A 17,910-nucleotide genomic window follows, 5' to 3' on the forward strand; every position below is an offset into this window, starting at 1 on the left:
ATTGCTTAACATAAAATACTTAAATCCATTTTCGTTAAAATATCAGCTCATTCAGCACTCTAACTATTATACTATTGATCTAGTATATTTATATAATTAAAAATTATTACTTAACCTAAAATTATTCTAATTAATATAGTCTGATTAATAACAATATATCAAAAAATATTAGTTACTCAGAAGATGATTTTTGTACATAGCACGATACGTGATCAGTATACCAAAACAGGTATTTAAATACATTAGTATACATATCTCTAACAATAAATAAGCACTGATTGTATTAATAATATACTGAAAGAATAAAATAATAACGCATATTTATAAATATTATTATATACATTTATTCTATCTATGATTTTATCAAGATCAAGTAAAATACATCAATACAAACTATCAAATGTACTCTACTTTTATAATGTCATACTCGACATTACCACCAGGAGCACATATCACTGTCACATCACCTGCAGTTTTTCCTATTAAACCACGCGCCATAGGGGAATTGATAGATATTAAGTTATTTTTTAAATCGGCTTCATCATCACCCACAATACAATATGTAGATTCTTTATGCATCTCTCTATGAAAAACAGTAACGGTAGACCCAAAAATAACTCGACCGTGAGCATTTCCAGACATTTTAATTACATCAATTATATTAGCATGTGATAATTTTGATTCTAACTCCTGAATGCGACCTTCACAAAAACTTTGCTCTTCACGAGCTGCATGGTACTCTGCATTTTCTTTCAAATCCCCATGCTCACGTGCAGAGGCAATAGCAGAAATCATGATAGGTCTTTTAATGGTTTTAAGCTCTTCTAGCTCTTTTCGTAGTTTATTCGCACCCCTTAATGTCATTGGAATCTGATTCATTAGTATACCTCGCAACACAGGATCAAATCTGAATAGATAATTTTATAAATTTTTTATGCTAGCATATCAAAAAATATTCTATAAACATCTACATATCATTTTTCTCAGAAATGCATACTTTTTATTTTTCTAATGTTCATGTTGTTACTTTTATTACTTAACATTTAATCGTAATAACCTATAATAACACCATGACTTCACATACTTACTATAATGATGTCTATAGAGTATTACATAAAAAAAACAAGACAAATAAGTATTTTATTCTATTTAACATCATACTACTGAAATAGACCAGGAATTTACAAAAACTATCATAAAACTACTTGTCTATTTAGACAGGGCTCACTAAAGCTCCTACTTTATAATATATATATATACTTATTTTATCAAATACAATAAATCAGTGATAAAACATGTATTACCAGTCCTACTTTCCTATACAAAAAGTAGAAAAAATGGATCCTAATAGATCGTCAGAGCTAAATTCACCAGTGATCTCACCTAATGCTTTGTGCGCTAAACGCAAATCTTCTGCCAAAATCTCTCCGGCTAATTTTTCTAGTAAATTACTCTGACAATTTTGAAGATGTATCGATGCTATTTCAAGAGCTTGTATATGGCGACGACGTGCAAAAAACCTACCTTCTATAGCTTCAGACCCGATCATGCTAACCTTTAAATGATTAAGCAAATCTTTAATGCCTACTCCAGTACGCGCTGACAAGCAGATTAATGAGCCGCCATGGATTTGTACGATTTCTTGCGATTCACCCGTGATATCTGCTTTATTACGTATAATAGTAAAAGGTGGTACTCGATCTAACTGCATGCTAAGATCTGGCCAAATTTCAAATAGATCTCTAGAATTTGTAGTGACTCCATCTACTACAAATAATATATGATCAGCTTGCTTCATTTCATGCCATGCGCGCTCAATTCCAATACGCTCTATTTTATCTCTAGTATCGCGTAATCCTGCAGTATCAACAATATGAAACGGCATACCATCGATATAAATATATTCATGCAATGCATCACGTGTTGTACCTTCAGTATCAGTAACGATAGCAGATTGTCGTCCAGACAATCTGTTTAATAAACTAGATTTTCCAGCATTAGGTTGGCCAGCAATAACTACTTTTCTTCCTTCACGCAGTAAATTTCCGAGATGAGCTTCTTTAGAAACACAATCTAACTGAGAAATTAACTGGTCTAACTGAGATTCTATTTTAGAATCTATTATAGGATTAATTTGTTCATCTGGAAAATTAATCATTCTTTCTATTTCGATTCGAAGACAAGTAAGTGCATCTGCAAGATCCTTAATATGCTTGGAAAATACCCCTTGTAATGAGCAAGCAGCTGAACGAGCTGCTTGCTCTGAATCAGCGCTAATTAAGTCAGAAATTGCCTCTGCTTGTGTTAAGTCTAACTTATTATTTAAAAATGCACGTTCTGAAAATTCACCAGGATTAGCCATTCTTAATCCTGGTACTAGCAAAATATTCTTAAGAAGAAGATCTAACGTTATAGGGCCACCATGACCCTGTAGTTCTAAAACGTCTTCACCAGTAAAAGAATATGGCGCAGGAAACCATAACGCTATTCCCTTATCCAGAACACGATCATCTTGATCATAAAATAAAAGATATTCAGCATAACGTGCTTGAGGTAGCTTCTTCAAAACTTTCCATGCAACACAAGCAGACTGATTACCAGAAATTCTCAAAATTCCAACGCTACCACGCCCTGGTGGCGTCGCCTCAGCGACAATAGTGTTACCGTGCTTCATATAAAAATACTCGCTCATCAGATATACTCAAATGTCTTATGTCAATAGAATTGTTACTTTAGTGATAGAATAATTAAGCCTTAGTAAAAATATTTTATTCACCTAAAGATCAGCACTATGTTAAATATCCCACCGACCATTACGCCACGTGCAAGATAGTGTTCTATATAGAATATGCTTACAAAAACGTACCAATGCTCATATAATGTATTTATATTCAGTTAATATATTTTTTTTCGAAAATACATATATAATATACTTTTTAATTTAATAGAATAGGCGCTATAACTAGAAATCTTTAGAAAAACATCAAGTATCAATGCAATGCTGAAGTATTTTTACTAAAGAACATTCACAATCTAAATGATCTAATTTATAAAAAATTATACAAATTATGCTCATACTATATATTAAACTGTATTATTAGTAATATCATGTATATTATATTAATTTCAGTGATCTCTGTTATTTTAAACTTACCAATGTATTGCAATAATTTTAACTTTTGATCTCTAAATTAACATCATGCTATACATGCTATAATATAATAGAGTTAAACGATTTTAAAAAATATCTTAGAAAAAATATTTATTACTTGCAATGAACAATGATCATCTAAAACATCATGGATTAATATTTAACATTTGATCACTTCATTCTATCTTTTTATTTTAAAGACTTGATACATTACGATAAGTTAAAATCATGAAAATATTATCCTCAACATTTGTAGACACCTTTTTGAAAAAAATAATTTTCAGTTTTTTCTGATTTTTTTTAAAAAATGCAATATGCAAGTGTGAATATCTGTATTCATAACATTTTACTGTATAGTTGTTCTTAAACTATCAAAAAAATTATTATGCACCTTTAATAAAATGTTTTTAATAGATTTACTACACTAGTATATGTAGATTTAGTCTGCATCCTATAATAATCTGATGCCATTGTTAATACTTATGAATTCTGACTCATAGAGTCGTAAAGTATATTACTAATAGAATCAATCTCTTAAAGAAAAAAATTGCGGAAAATTATAAATAATATATTTTCTTATGTTGTTCAACTATGTGACATGGAGTAAGACAATAAGTCTATGTTTATTCTGCTCTCATGAGGTCAAGCTAATATGGATAACAATATAATTAGAAGCTATTTCTAGAAAACTTTATCAAACAATTTACACACAATAATGAACGATAAAAGATCAAGAAATGTCGAAATTACACCTTGTAAAGTATTACGCAATTGTTAAAAGCATTATTAATATACAGGAAGGGTTATTTTCACCCTAAAAATTACTTAGAAACAATATGCAGTAATACAAGAAAAAATAACTAACTTAAATAACCAACCGACAAGCAAACTCTATATATACAATAGATAAAAGTATCTAAAAAATAAACATTATTTAATTTAATGGCTGAATGATTTCAATTACTATTGATGTAATTTGTTAAAACTTTTCCATACTCCAATTTATATTACTATGTATAATATTTTGCGTATCACTATGTATAATCTGATCTCTAAGTAGATAGTCATCAAATTAATATACTATACTAAGTTTTAATAAATATATTTATAGTAGGAATACGTGTTGCGTTTATGAAACTCTACCCAGAACTAGAAAACATACTCAAATAACCTATCATTATATGATATATAAGCTTATGTATAATATTACACATAATACATGATATATAGAGGCTATTATCGAGTAACAACTAAATCCTAGATTTATTTAATACATACAAACATAGTATTATACTTTTTATACTACTCTGTTTTGATGCTATCAAAACAAAAAAGAAATATTTATAAATTATAATTATGTCTTATTTATTTTAAATACCTAAAATCATGGAGATCAAATGTTTGAGCGAACAATGAATATTGCTAATTATGATCCTATTTTATGGCATGCTATAAACAAAGAAAAACAACGTCAAGAAGAACATATTGAGTTAATTGCTTCTGAAAATTACACTAGCCCGCGCGTAATGGAAGCGCAAGGATCTCACTTAACAAATAAATACGCTGAAGGATATCCTGGAAAACGCTATTATGGTGGATGCCAGTACATAGATATTATTGAGCAATTAGCTATTGATCGCGCTAAAAAATTATTTGGAGCTGATTATGCCAATGTGCAACCCCATTCAGGCTCACAAGCAAATTTTGCCGTTTACTCTGCGCTACTCAATTATGGTGATACTATTCTAAGTATGCATTTAACTCATGGAGGACACCTTAGCCATGGGTCCCCTGTAAATCTTTCAGGTAAACTCTATAATATAATTTCATATGGCACTGATAATACTGGTCAAATTAATTACAATGAGATAGATGAACTTGCTAGAAAATATCAACCAAAAATGATTATTGGTGGATTTTCCGCTTATTCTGGATTATGTGATTGGAAGACTATGCGTGAAATTGCTGACCATATTGGCGCATATCTTTTGATTGATATGGCACATGTTGCTGGATTAATTGCTGCTAATCTTTATCCAAATCCATTACCTCATGCACATATTGTAACTTCAACCACCCATAAAACGCTAGCTGGTCCTCGCGGAGGGATTATATTAGCATCAGGTGGCGATCACGCATTCTATCAAAAGATCAATGCTGCCGTCTTCCCTGGCGGACAAGGAGGACCCTTGCTGCATGTTATTGCGGGTAAAGCTGTTGCCTTCAAGGAGGCAATGGATCCTGAATTTAAAACCTATCAACAAAATATAATAAAAAACTCTAAAGCAATGGCCTCGGTATTTTTAAATCGAGGGTACAATGTAGTCTCTGGTGGTACGCATAATCACCTCTTTCTTTTAAATTTAATAAATAATAATCTTACTGGACAAGTCGTAGAAAATACTTTGAGTCATGCGAATATTACTATCAATAAAAACAGCATTCCTAATGATCCTCAAAATCCATTTATTACATCTGGAATCCGAATTGGATCTGCAGCCGTAACACGCCGCGGCTTACAAGAAGATAATGTATGCTTAATAGCAAACTGGATTAGCAATATTCTTGACAATATAAACAATCAAACAATTCTCTGGAATATAAAAAAGCAAGTAATAGAACTATGTTCTAAATTTCCTGTTTATGAATAAATAATTGCATCAAAAAATTATATTAGCTTTGATAAAATTTTATGTTTTTGACAATATATCTGCACCCTGAAGAACAAAATAAAATGTATTATTCTACTTAATATGGAATGCTATAATATTACTTTTTTATCTAAATATCTTATTTTAAAATAAAAATATGTCAGCATTCTAATATATTGATTAATGTTTTATAAGATTCTATAAGATATCTATTTTATAGAATTCTCTAAACATAGTGATTTTTTGATGCACGCTGCTTTTAAATAAAAATTTAAATTTTCATCATATTTATACAGATTAGAAAAATAATATTTATTAAATACTATAAATCGATTTATTATACTATAGATAAGCAGAATACTTAATTAAATAAAAATATGACTAGATTTATAGTATCTATATATAAAAATACATAATGCATTGAATTTTTAACGATGTATAAGGGATTTTGATTTTTTATGGATAGCACAAATCATAGCCCCAAGACCATTTGAACGAGAGGGCGTTAGTTGTTGCATAAGATCCAAATCTAACAACCACGATTGTACGTTAAAATATATAATATTTTTTGGTGTCATACGTTGATAACAACAAAAAACAATGGCCAATAATCCCTTGACAAGTACTGAATCACTATCTCCATCTAAAATTGCTAAACCTTTCTTATCAGTATCCACTGTAATCCAAACTTGACTTTGGCAACCAGGAACAATATTTTTTGGGTGATATAAATCTTTAGAAGCTGCCGGCAGAGCTGAGCCTAACTCAATAATATATAAGTACTTTTCTTCCTGGTTAACGCAGCGATGAAAATTACAAACTAGTATATCTCTATCCAGAAAAACAGACATGCTTCCTCGCTTGAGTAGTTATATTAGTAATTTTCTAGTGGATAATATTATTGCACAAATAATCTCTAATATATATCACCGACATGATGCTAGTAACCGTCTTAATTTCGAAAAAGTCATAGAAACAGATTACAATCAAAAATCATTAAAAATAAATTTTCAATCAAAAAAATTACTGAAATATATTGAAATCACATCTTTTGTCTTCTGTCTAATATCTCAAATAAAATAATCGTCACTACCTTCTGTTCTAGAGTATATTTTATAGATCTATTACATTATATTTGATAGAAACATAAATCTTACCTCTTACTGATCTATTATATTCCGCTATCATATAATTGCAGTATGCATCCATTATTAAATAATAAATCTATACAATGCTTCCTATCGTAACTACATTTTTTAAAAAAATAAAATAATGCTAGTGAAATTTATATGATAAGTAAGCATATACTATATGATTTGCTTAAAAATCCAAATCACTGATCAAGATTACAATATATAATCAATGCTATCAAAAAATACTAAACATTATTTATAACAACTATATATTTCCTGATATGTTTTTAAAAAATACCTTTATAATATATCTAATGCTCTATTTTACATTTGATGTATTATTAAATTACTATAATAAAAACATACTATCTTTACATTTACTGTTAATATATTAATGTAAAAATCATTTAACTTAATAAATGGTGAATACGCATTAAACTAGATGCTAGGCGATCGACTTCATCTTCGGTATTATAAAGAACCAAAGAAGCGCGACACATCGACGAAACACCATAATGCTTCATTAAAGGCATAGCACAATGATGACCAGTGCGAATGGCTATACCATATTGATCTAAAAAACTCCCCACGTCAAACGCATGATGAGATCCCAGATTAAAAGCTAGAACTCCGATAGCTTGAGGTGGGCTATAAATAATTATATCTGGAACGTCTGATAACTTATTTAACGCATAACTCATTAATTTCTTTTCACGCTGAAAAATACTATCCATCCCTAGATCACTCACCCATTGTAACGCAGCTCCCAAGCCAATAATCGACCCAATGTTTGGTGAACCAGCTTCAAACACCCAGGGGGCTGTAGTATATGTCGTCCCCTCGCTAAGACTAACGGTAGAAATCATTGATCCTCCACCTTCCCATGGTGGCATTAATTCTAAAATTTCTTTACGACCATATAAGATTCCAATACCGGAAGGCCCATAAATTTTGTGCCCAGAAAAAACATAAAAATCACAATCTAAATCCTGAACATCTACCGTATCATGCATGATTGCTTGAGCGCCATCAATTAATGTTACTATCCCCAATGCTTTAGCCTGAGAAATAATTTTTTTTACCGAATTTATAGTACCTAATACATTAGAAACATGAGTTATTGCTAATAAGCGCGTACGAGAATCTACTAATGATGATAAACACCTTACATCTAACGCCCCGGAAGATGTCAAGGGAATATAACGTAATTCAGCATTAATACGCTTCGCGAGCATTTGCCAAGGCACAATATTCGAGTGATGCTCCATTTCTGTAATAATGATATTATCACCAGGCTTTAATTGACTATCCCCCCAGCTCTGTGCTACTAAATTAATTGCTTCTGTTGCCCCTTTAACAAATACTATCTCTTCTGAACTCGTCGCATGTAAAAAACGGGCAACCTGTGTGCGAATATTCTCCATCCTAGTAGTAGCATTAGAACTTAAGGTATGAATACCACGATGCACTGCTGCATATTCATGCTGATAGAAATAAGTTTCAGCATTAAGAACAGCTTGTGGTTTTTGCGCGGTAGCTGCACTATCTAAATAAGCCAATGGATATCCATTTACTTCTTTAGCTAATAATGGAAATTCTAAACGAATACTAGCAATATCAAAACTCACTACATCTATCCTCCAACACGATCAGTAATGCGTTTTTGCACAGCTTCTTTAAGTAGAGAATTAGATAAGCACTCTGTAACTTCAGAAGAAAATGCATCTATAATCATACGCTGTGCGATAGATTTTTCAATTCCACGCGTTCTTAAATAAAAAATCTGCTCTTCGTTAATACATGCAATTGTTGCTCCATGCCCACATTTGACATCATCATGATAAATTTCTAACTGAGGTCGGGTATCAACTTCTGCTGCAGGACCTAACAACAGGTTTTTATTATTCATCTGCGCACAAGTTTTTGGTGCATGTAAAGATACTTTAAGTATACCATTAAATACTGCTTTTGCGCAGTCGTATACAATAGTTTTGTGTAGCTGCTGACTGTTACAAGAAGCATTAGCATGCTCCAACCAAGTTCGATTTTCAAATACTTCTGTACCAATCGGTATCATCAAACTATTTAATATCAACCTAGAATTATCTCCATGAAGTTTAACACTAGTCTGATGACGCGTTAACCTGGATCCTAATAAAAAATTATGACTTTCTGCGTGAGTATTAGACCCCACACTAAAATCATTATGAGAAAAGTGATAACCAATGGAATCTTCGAAAGAAAAATAATAATGCTTAAACTTGGCATTATTACCAATATTTGCAGTGAATCGTGCTACAGTAAAATAAGATGAGCTATTTATAGTAATAAAGTGCTCAATAACCACGACATCCGTAGAAGAATCTTGTTGTAGATGACAGCGGTATCCTGAAGTATATAATTTATCAGAAGTAATACAATGACTAGAATCATTACCAGTGGTAATATGCAACAAGTATAATGGACGCGTTGTTTTCTTGCCATCAGCAAGGTGAATAAACGTAACCTGGTCCGCAAAACTTTCTGTGAAATGCAGAAAAAATTCAGGGTGAATTGGATTACTAAACATCGTTTCTTGAAATCTACTAGGAATTACATGAACAGTAAAAGGATCACGATCAACATCACTTAATTCAGATGAAAATCGTCCATCTACAAAAACTAATCGTAACGCGTCAATTGGCAAAGCATGATCTATAATGATCTTTAAACTTAAAGTAATAGGGTTTGGCAAAACAAACTTCTGATCTAGTAACCAATCTAATGGTATATATTTCCACTCTTCTTGCGTTTGCTCTGGAAAACCTAGCCGCAATACCTCATGCCAATGTCGGCGTACTTTTAGACTATCAAAATTATCTCTTGTTTCTAACAAATGTTTCCATTGTCGTAAGATATCATCATTCTTGGTCAACAAGCCAGGCATAGCCGCGTTCCTCCAGTTTTTGTACCAGAGAAAAACCTCCTGATTTTACAATCTTTCCATGAGATAACACGTGGACAAAAGATGGTTTTATGTAATCTAATATCCGCTGATAATGCGTAATAATAATAAAAGCGCGCTTATTATTACGGAGACTATTAACACCATGGGAAATAATTCTTAACGCATCAATATCCAGTCCAGAATCAGTTTCATCTAAAATACATAAATGCGGCTCTAAAAGAGACATCTGCAATATATCATTACGTTTTTTTTCTCCCCCAGAAAATCCAACGTTCATAGAGCGAGTCATAAGCTCCTCGGAAATTTTTAATAAGCTCATTTTTTCTTTAATCATATCTTGAATATCAAATCTATCAAGGGCATCCTGATTACGATATTTACGTATAGAATTAACTGCTGTCTGTAAAAATACATTGTTACTGACCCCAGGAATCTCCACTGGATACTGAAAAGCCACAAAGATCCCTTCTCCCGCACGCTCTTCTGGACCTAACTCTAATAAATTCTTACCATTTAATGTCAAAATTCCTTGGTCTATTTCATAATCTTTATGTCCAGCTAAGGTAGCAGCGAGGGTGCTTTTTCCTGAACCGTTAGGACCCATAATGGCATGCACCTCACCTGGTTTTACCTTCAGATTTAAACCGATAAGGATTTTATGATCACCGACACTAACATGTAAATCTTGAATTTTTAACATACGTGTCCTTATGAGCTATGTCTTTAATATACAATACTAGCCCACACTATGTGAAAGACTAATAGCAAGCAATTTCTGTGCCTCAACTGCAAATTCTAGAGGAAGTTTGGAAAAAACATCTTTACAAAAACCATTTATGATCATTGAAATCGCATCATCCTCATTAATTCCGCGCTGTAAACAATAAAACAATTGGTCTTCACCGATACGCGATGTTGTTGCCTCATGCTCAAGATGGGTAGTGTTATTTTTTGCTTCAACATAGGGAAAAGTATGCGCACCACATTGGGAGCCAATTAACATGGAATCACATTGCGTGTAATTCCGCGCATACATAGCGCTTGGCGTGACCTTAACTAAGCCACGATAAGTATTTTGACTATTACCCGCAGAAATACCCTTAGAAATAATAGTTGAACGTGTATTTTTTCCAATATGAACCATCTTAGTACCTGTATCAGCCTGTTGAGATCCACTTGTCAATGCTACAGAAAAAAACTCACCAATAGAATTATCACCACGCAGAATAACGCTTGGATATTTCCAAGTAATAGCTGAACCAGTTTCTAACTGAGTCCAAGACATTTTACTTCTTTTTCCAACACAAAGAGCACGTTTTGTGACAAAATTTAGAATTCCACCTGAAGTGTCTCTACCAGAAAACCAATTTTGTACTGTCGAATATTTAACTGTAGCGCCTTGATGTAAGATAACTTCCACTACAGCTGCATGCAGCTGTTGAGTCTCACGTATAGGCGCAGAGCACCCCTCTAGATAACTAACAGAACTATCTACATCAGCAATAAGAAGCGTACGCTCAAACTGACCAGTTTTTTCTGCATTGATTCGAAAATAAGTTGAGAGTTCCATTGGGCAATGGACACCTTTGGAAACATAAATAAAAGTCCCATCAGAAGATACAGCCGCATTTAAAGCCGCAAAAAAATTATCATTAGAAGGAACTACACTACCAAGATACTTCTGAACTAAATTAGGGTAATTATGAACTGCTTCATTAAAAGAACAGAAAATAATACCTTCTTTTTTTAACTTATCACGATAAGTGGTAGCTACAGATACTGAATCAAAAATTGCATCGACCGCTACTTTACCATCTTCTTTTACAGGTATCCCAAGTTGCTTAAAGGTTTCTTCGATTTCCTGAGTAAGGTAGTTAGTCGCTTGTGCACCTGTGGATTCTATATCATCCTCTGATGGAGCGTAATGTGCACTACAGCTCTGACAAGACGGTACAGAGTAATAGCAATAATCTTGATAATTCAACTTTTGATAATAAGCGTTAAGCCAGTGCGGTTCTTTCATGGTTAGCCAGGCTGCGTATGCTTTTAGGCGAAATTCCAACATCCACGCAGGTTCGTGTCGTTTAGATGAAATTGCGCGCACAATATCTTCATTGATACCATCTTCAAACTTTTCAGTTTTTAGCTGAGTAAAAAAACCCTCTTTATATTTTGAATGAGCGTCTGCTAAACTCTGATTATTATTAGATCTATTATTATCATGCAACATTAGACTTTACTCAACACTAAAACTCTCACCACAGCCGCAGGCTTGATTAGCTAAAGGGTTATTAAATTTAAACACCTGATTCAAGCCTATATTTACATAGTCTACCTCTGTGCCATCAATATATGGCATAGCCTTCAATGGAACAAATACACACGCACGATTACGGCTAAACATTAAGACATCCTTTGATACCTCTTTTACTAAATTCATAGTATAACTCAATCCAGCACATCCAGAAGTTTTTACATCTAGCTGAACCCCTTTAATATTCGGTTCTTTTAATAAAAGATAACTAATTTGCTCTGCTGCTCTGTGCGTTAACGTTAATCCTTTCCAAATAGGTACACTTGAATGTGAGCTAACTAATTTTTCCGATGGCATAAGCAACCTCATAATACATTATCCAGATAGGGTGATAATTTTTTCTTCCAATAACCTATACTGACTATCAAGTTTTAATAAATATTTTACCATATATCTACAACAGTCGTACATTATGCTAAATACATTCCTTAACTACTTTAAAATGATAACTCTACACTAACTACAAATATTAATAAAATCTCAATACTTACCTGTATCATAGATAATCTTTCAGATATCTCTAATATATTGACTGCATAGCTTCATCATTATCTATAATAGGATTATTGATTATAAGAAAGCTCATATTTTTTATAATCAAGTTTAAAAAATAAAAACTAATAAATATCTTCAATACATGTTAAAACAACCTAACTCTTAAATCGCCTCAAGTAAATCATCTAATATGATATTATATTTTAATATGAAAATTAACATAAATATTAGAATGTATTATTACTATAGACTGTATTATTACTAATCTATTTTGATTTAATATACAATTATTAATATTACAAACATTTACTATTTTTTCATACGAATATGACTAATATGAAAAATAAGCTTAAGTTTATAAAATAAAAACTATTAAATACCTAAGTACATGTGCTTTTAAATTTAATCAATAAAACTATAATCAACAATAGAAATAACCATTCAATAGCATTGAATGCAATATAATATGATTATTTTACCTAAATAAATAAAGAGTAAAAATCTTATAATTTACATCCAATATAAGATTTTACATTGTATTTAAATATACTAATAAATTTTTATGTGTGTTTTTCATTGTGTAAACTGTCAATACAAATCATAAAGGTAGCTGCTTATCCTACTGCAGACTCAGTGCTTTTGCAGGGAGAAGACGACTAGCTTTTCTGGCTGGGTACCAACTAGCAAGCAAGCTAAGTGCTATAGATGTCATGAATATAATTGCCACATCAAAAATCTTCACCTCTGAAGGAAGAAAGTCAATGAAATAAACATCTCCAGAGAGAAAATGACAACCTGTTAATTTTTCGATAATCTTAACAATAGATGTTAATTTAAAAGCTATAAAACTCCCTATAATGGTGCCAGCCAAACTACCCAACACACCACCTAATAGCAATCCATACCAAATAAAAATAGATCGAATTAAAGAATTAGTGGCGCCAAAAGTTCGTAAGATAGCAATCTGACGACGTTTGTCTTGTACTGCTATAATTAGCGTGGAGACAATGTTAAAACAAGCAATACCAATTACTAGTACTATTGATAGATATATTATAGTACGAATCATCTGAATATCGTGATACATATAACCATAAGTTCCAATCCAACTGTGTAAATATACATATAAATTAGTTACCTCTCCCACTTGACGAATAAGAAGATCAGCCTCAAAAGGATTTTTTGCTTTAATCGCAATACCGGTAATATTACTACCAATACATAATAATTTTTGAGCATCTTCCATTGGAATATATGCAAGACTGTGATTAAGAATACCATTTACATTAAGAATACCGATCAACTGCAAGCGTATATACTTTGGGTGTAATATTTGATCTTCCATATGACAACTTGGTATCATTATGGTGATCCAGTCACCAAGTTTTAAACTTAAGCTATTAACTATCCCCTGCCCAACTAAAATCTGATGCTTGTTTGGTAAAAAATTCTTCCAGGCTTCTCTTTTGACATAAGATGATAAAGCGCTAACACGACTTTCTAATTTAGGATCAATACCTTTTATCTGCAGTGCTAGTACCTTGCTGCCATGTTCAATTAAACCAGTAAACCGAATATAAGGTGCCGCTGCTACTACACCAGATACTTTTTCTATTTTTGATAATAAAGCTATCCACTCAGTAAAATCTTGATTGACTGGCTCAAGTTCACCATGCGGAACCACTGAGAGAATTCGTTGATTAAGCTCACGCTCAAAACCATTCATAGCACTCAGGCTGATTATTAACACAGCAATACTGAGCGTAATACCAAAAGTAGATAGTATTGCAATAAGGGAGGCGATTCCACTTTGACTCTTTCCGTAACTAAACCGAAAACCAATAAAAAAGGCAAGGCCATTAATCATTAACCATTTTTGAAAGATTTTTTTCAAATAAATAACCATGACGCATCTCAAGATTTCGCGGTAAATTTTCTGCTAAATTCAAATCATGGGTAACTACTAAAAAAGCAGTACCTTTGTTTTGATTGATCTGAGTTAATAATCTTAAAAGATTATTAGTATTTCGTTCATCAAGATTGCCTGTAGGTTCATCAGCCAATACTATATATGGATTATTCACTAATGCACGCGCAATAGCTACTCGTTGCCTTTCCCCGCCAGAAAGTTGTGAAGGACGAAAAAAAGCTTTATGCTCTAACCCAAGTAATTTTAACATTTCGACTGATTGAATCTTCGCTTTCTTTATCGCAATCTTTGCAATAAGAAGCGGCATGCTTACATTTTCTAAGACATTAAAATCTGGCAAAAGATGATGAAATTGGTAGATAAATCCTAGATCTCTATTGCGCAACATAGATTTTTCTGTAGATGACATTGAACTTAAAGATTTCCCCTTAAAAAAAACATCACCAGTAGTTGGAACATCTAAACCGCCTAATAAATGCATTAAAGTACTTTTTCCTGAACCAGAACTACCAATGACCGCTATCATATCACCTTCTTGTACTTGAAATGAGATATTTCGTAAAACATCAGTTTTTATATTACCTTCCTGATAACTTTTACATAAATTCTGACATTGCAATACAATTTTTTTAGTCATAGCGTAAAGCCTCAGCTGGTTTAAAAGAAGCAGCACGATAAGATGGATATAAAACCGATAAAAATGCTATAATAGTAGAAAAAGAAGAAATTGCCGTAATTTGCGAGGCAGATACTGATACAGGCAATGATGAACCTGGACCAAATATACCCGTCCATACGATAATATCAGGTAATTGTTTAGCTAAAAATACCCCTAAAAAAGATCCAATTATAGACCCCAGCGCTCCAACCATTACCCCTTGTAAAATAAATATGATTAAGATTTGTTTACGATTAAGACCCTGGGTTTGTAAAATAGCCACTTCCCATTTTTTCTCTGCAATAAGTAAACAGAGTGATGTAAAAATATTAAACATAGCTATCAAAATAATTAAACAAAGCAATAATCTCATAATATTTTTTTCTATTTGTACCGCATGAAACAAAGCTCCTTTTGTTTCGCGCCAATCATGCCATACTAAACCATTTAGTAGCTCTCCTTGCTTGATGGCCTGTTGTTGTATAACATGTATCTGTAGCGGTTTCTTCAGCCATAATCGCCAACCAGTAATGTACCCTTTTGGATATCGCATGAGATGTGAAGCATCTTCCTGATTCAAAAGTACCTCATAACTATCAACATCACTATTAGCCAAAAAAGTACCAATTACATTAAATAATCTTTGGCTTGGAATATATCCTAATGGTGTCCACCAACTTCTAGTTGGCACAAGTAGACGTACTTTGGAGTTCAACCTTAAACCTAAATTATCTGCTAATACCGCGCCAATAATTATATTATATTTTCCAGCCTGCAGTTGTTTTTGCTTAACATTTAAGAAAAAAGGTGCTAAGGGGTCATCGTGATCAGGATCAACGCCTAAGATTACACCAGTAGCAATATTATGAGAACCATGTAAAATTACCTCACCTGTAGTCAGAGATGAAATTCGATCCACGCCTGAAAAGTGTAATTTACTAGCAGATATTTGTTGTGGGTTAATGGAACCGGATGGGCTAGTAACTAACGCATGCGGCATAAAACCAAGCATTTTATGTTCCAACTGCTCTTCTAATCCATTCATTACTGATGATACAGTCACAAGTACCATAACACCTAAAATTAATCCAATTATTGAAAGCCAAGATAGCGCACACCCAAAACGATTTGATCTAAAATTACGACTATTCATGTAACGTAAGGCGATAAATAAAAGGACAGGTTGATACATAGTATTTATCTTTAATATAACGTATATAATAGATATTAATTATTAAGAAATAGTAGTTATTCTACATTATAGAATAACTACATGTTGTATAGAACACTAAAGTACGAGCAGACAGAATTTACATTATTCTCTGCTTTAATAATAATCCGCGCTAAAAATATACAAATTTCATGATCCAAAGATTTTTTAAATCATAATCTATTTCAATACTATGAGCATTTTAAATACAACTAATATTCTTCTTCATAATCATTTAGCACCAATTCTTTATGAATAAGTAAAAACATATATTTTACTATAATTAAATTATTACCTATATTCTGAAATATTCAATCACTAATCTCACAAAAAACTCATCAAACTACTGTACTTATCTTATATAAATAAAATATCTTTAATTAATATTTTCAAAAAATCACACAATCAAAATCGTATAAAATATGCATTTTATACATCATAAAGATCTGAGACTTATCAATATTTTATGACTGAATATAAGTACACTGCTAAATTAAATTAAAAACCTATTTATACGTGGTATTACAGATCCTCATGAAGTTATGTTAGAAACTTAGTGTTTATTATCATAATACTAACACTAGAGCTTAATTAAAAATAGATTTACCATTATTACTATTTGATCACTATCTGTTTTATAAAATTCATGTTGAATCATCATTTGCTATATCTTTAATCAAGCTGCATTTTTAATGCAACAGTATTAATAATTCCGAAAAACAGTATTTAATAAAATTTTGAATTATTTTAAAAGAGTTAAATTTATGAAATAAAGTTATCTCATATTAGTAGCATTAATTGCGCATTTATCATCTTATGCAAAAAAATCTAGTTTATTCAAATCTTTTAAAATTTATAGATCATATGCAAAAGACTAATGAAAATTAGATAATATCTTCTCTAATAAAACGCATTTACTCAAATCCAAACATTCAGTAAAATACAAGCAATATATGACGACACGGCAACAATAGAAATGATCACTAAATTATAATTAAAGTTAGAATTTTACTTAGTAATAATTAAAGATTAACGCTAATATGATAAGTTCTGAGAACCAATTAAAATATAATATATTAGTTATAATTAAAATAATTCTTAAAATGATAAAAAAATCAGTTGGATTATGAAATAGCAGTATAGTATTTACTCAAACATACTGTAACCATGAGTATATATGACCTAATCTAATCAAATTTTTCTATCAAAAAAGATTTCCCCAATTAAAATAAGAATGTAGTATTTAATTTTAGTTGAGCATAAATATCTCTTGAAATTTATAGGAAAAGCACTTTATAAAGCTATAATAGTTATTATTATGCTGGAGATTGATACGAAACTAAAAGTAAATATCTATGGTATTTACTGGTATGTCTTTATTTTATTTAGACGATCTAGAGACATTTAAAAATAATTTTCTA

At 31.6% G+C, this 17,910-nt stretch carries 12 protein-coding genes; 1 reads left to right on the forward strand and 11 read right to left on the reverse strand.

Annotation, left to right across the window (positions count from 1 at the left end; translation table 11 throughout):
* Positions 1-396: 396 nt before the first annotated feature.
* On the reverse strand, positions 397-879 hold the full coding sequence (greA, locus tag ERCISPPA3004_RS02600) for a transcription elongation factor GreA (RefSeq protein WP_157990540.1): 483 nt from the start codon (positions 877-879) through the stop codon (positions 397-399).
* A 430-nt stretch (positions 880-1,309) separates the two neighbouring features.
* Positions 1,310-2,674: a tRNA uridine-5-carboxymethylaminomethyl(34) synthesis GTPase MnmE gene (gene mnmE / locus ERCISPPA3004_RS02605; protein ID WP_157990541.1), complete on the reverse strand. Its 1,365-nt coding sequence runs from the start codon at positions 2,672-2,674 to the stop codon at positions 1,310-1,312.
* A 1,874-nt stretch (positions 2,675-4,548) separates the two neighbouring features.
* On the opposite strand from mnmE, the gene glyA reads away from it, so the two are divergent.
* On the forward strand, positions 4,549-5,802 hold the full coding sequence (glyA, locus tag ERCISPPA3004_RS02610; protein ID WP_157990542.1) for a serine hydroxymethyltransferase: 1,254 nt from the start codon (positions 4,549-4,551) through the stop codon (positions 5,800-5,802).
* A 428-nt stretch (positions 5,803-6,230) separates the two neighbouring features.
* Here the strand turns inward: glyA and sufE are convergent, their stop codons facing one another.
* The 9 genes from sufE to lolC all read right to left on the reverse strand — a co-directional run bounded on the left by sufE (position 6,231) and on the right by lolC (position 16,471).
* Positions 6,231-6,653, reverse strand: coding sequence for a cysteine desulfuration protein SufE (gene sufE, locus ERCISPPA3004_RS02615; RefSeq protein WP_157990543.1), 423 nt, complete (start codon positions 6,651-6,653; stop codon positions 6,231-6,233).
* Between the two features lie 689 nt (positions 6,654-7,342).
* On the reverse strand, positions 7,343-8,563 hold the full coding sequence (gene sufS, locus ERCISPPA3004_RS02620; RefSeq protein WP_157990544.1) for a cysteine desulfurase SufS: 1,221 nt from the start codon (positions 8,561-8,563) through the stop codon (positions 7,343-7,345).
* A gap of 5 nt (positions 8,564-8,568) precedes the next feature.
* On the reverse strand, positions 8,569-9,861 hold the full coding sequence (gene sufD / locus ERCISPPA3004_RS02625) for a Fe-S cluster assembly protein SufD (protein ID WP_157990545.1): 1,293 nt from the start codon (positions 9,859-9,861) through the stop codon (positions 8,569-8,571).
* Positions 9,836-10,582: a Fe-S cluster assembly ATPase SufC gene (gene sufC / locus ERCISPPA3004_RS02630; protein ID WP_157990546.1), complete on the reverse strand. Its 747-nt coding sequence runs from the start codon at positions 10,580-10,582 to the stop codon at positions 9,836-9,838. Before sufC ends, sufD begins: the two co-directional genes overlap by 26 nt.
* Positions 10,583-10,618: 36 nt before the next feature.
* Complete coding sequence (gene sufB, locus ERCISPPA3004_RS02635; protein ID WP_157990547.1) at positions 10,619-12,112, reverse strand: Fe-S cluster assembly protein SufB; 1,494 nt, start codon at positions 12,110-12,112, stop codon at positions 10,619-10,621.
* A gap of 6 nt (positions 12,113-12,118) precedes the next feature.
* Positions 12,119-12,493: a Fe-S cluster assembly scaffold SufA gene (gene sufA, locus ERCISPPA3004_RS02640; RefSeq protein ID WP_157990548.1), complete on the reverse strand. Its 375-nt coding sequence runs from the start codon at positions 12,491-12,493 to the stop codon at positions 12,119-12,121.
* An 817-nt stretch (positions 12,494-13,310) separates the two neighbouring features.
* A complete protein-coding gene (gene lolE / locus ERCISPPA3004_RS02645; protein WP_157990696.1) occupies positions 13,311-14,558 on the reverse strand; it encodes a lipoprotein-releasing ABC transporter permease subunit LolE in 1,248 nt (415 codons plus the stop codon).
* The gene (gene lolD / locus ERCISPPA3004_RS02650) at positions 14,551-15,258 is read right to left on the reverse strand and encodes a lipoprotein-releasing ABC transporter ATP-binding protein LolD (protein ID WP_157990549.1); all 708 of its coding nucleotides are present in this window, start codon (positions 15,256-15,258) and stop codon (positions 14,551-14,553) included. The genes lolE and lolD overlap by 8 nt, the downstream gene beginning before the upstream one ends.
* The gene (gene lolC / locus ERCISPPA3004_RS02655; RefSeq protein ID WP_157990550.1) at positions 15,251-16,471 is read right to left on the reverse strand and encodes a lipoprotein-releasing ABC transporter permease subunit LolC; all 1,221 of its coding nucleotides are present in this window, start codon (positions 16,469-16,471) and stop codon (positions 15,251-15,253) included. Before lolC ends, lolD begins: the two co-directional genes overlap by 8 nt.
* Between the last annotated feature and the right edge of the window lie 1,439 nt (positions 16,472-17,910).

Origin of the sequence: Candidatus Erwinia haradaeae (assembly GCF_900698995.1) — a bacterium.
In the GTDB taxonomy this organism is placed as follows: domain Bacteria; phylum Pseudomonadota; class Gammaproteobacteria; order Enterobacterales; family Enterobacteriaceae; genus Erwinia_E; species Erwinia_E haradaeae_C.

Bases quoted from the DNA above. Each gene is read 5' to 3' on its own strand.
- greA (WP_157990540.1), bottom strand. From the start codon at position 879: ATGAATCAGATTCCAATGACATTAAGGGGTGCGAATAAACTACGAAAA.
- mnmE (WP_157990541.1), bottom strand. From the start codon at position 2,674: ATGAAGCACGGTAACACTATTGTCGCTGAGGCGACGCCACCAGGGCGT.
- glyA (WP_157990542.1), top strand. From the start codon at position 4,549: ATGTTTGAGCGAACAATGAATATTGCTAATTATGATCCTATTTTATGG.
- sufE (WP_157990543.1), bottom strand. From the start codon at position 6,653: ATGTCTGTTTTTCTGGATAGAGATATACTAGTTTGTAATTTTCATCGC.
- sufD (WP_157990545.1), bottom strand. From the start codon at position 9,861: ATGCCTGGCTTGTTGACCAAGAATGATGATATCTTACGACAATGGAAA.
- sufC (WP_157990546.1), bottom strand. From the start codon at position 10,582: ATGTTAAAAATTCAAGATTTACATGTTAGTGTCGGTGATCATAAAATC.
- sufB (WP_157990547.1), bottom strand. From the start codon at position 12,112: ATGTTGCATGATAATAATAGATCTAATAATAATCAGAGTTTAGCAGAC.
- sufA (WP_157990548.1), bottom strand. From the start codon at position 12,493: ATGCCATCGGAAAAATTAGTTAGCTCACATTCAAGTGTACCTATTTGG.
- lolE (WP_157990696.1), bottom strand. From the start codon at position 14,558: ATGATTAATGGCCTTGCCTTTTTTATTGGTTTTCGGTTTAGTTACGGA.
- lolD (WP_157990549.1), bottom strand. From the start codon at position 15,258: ATGACTAAAAAAATTGTATTGCAATGTCAGAATTTATGTAAAAGTTAT.
- lolC (WP_157990550.1), bottom strand. From the start codon at position 16,471: ATGTATCAACCTGTCCTTTTATTTATCGCCTTACGTTACATGAATAGT.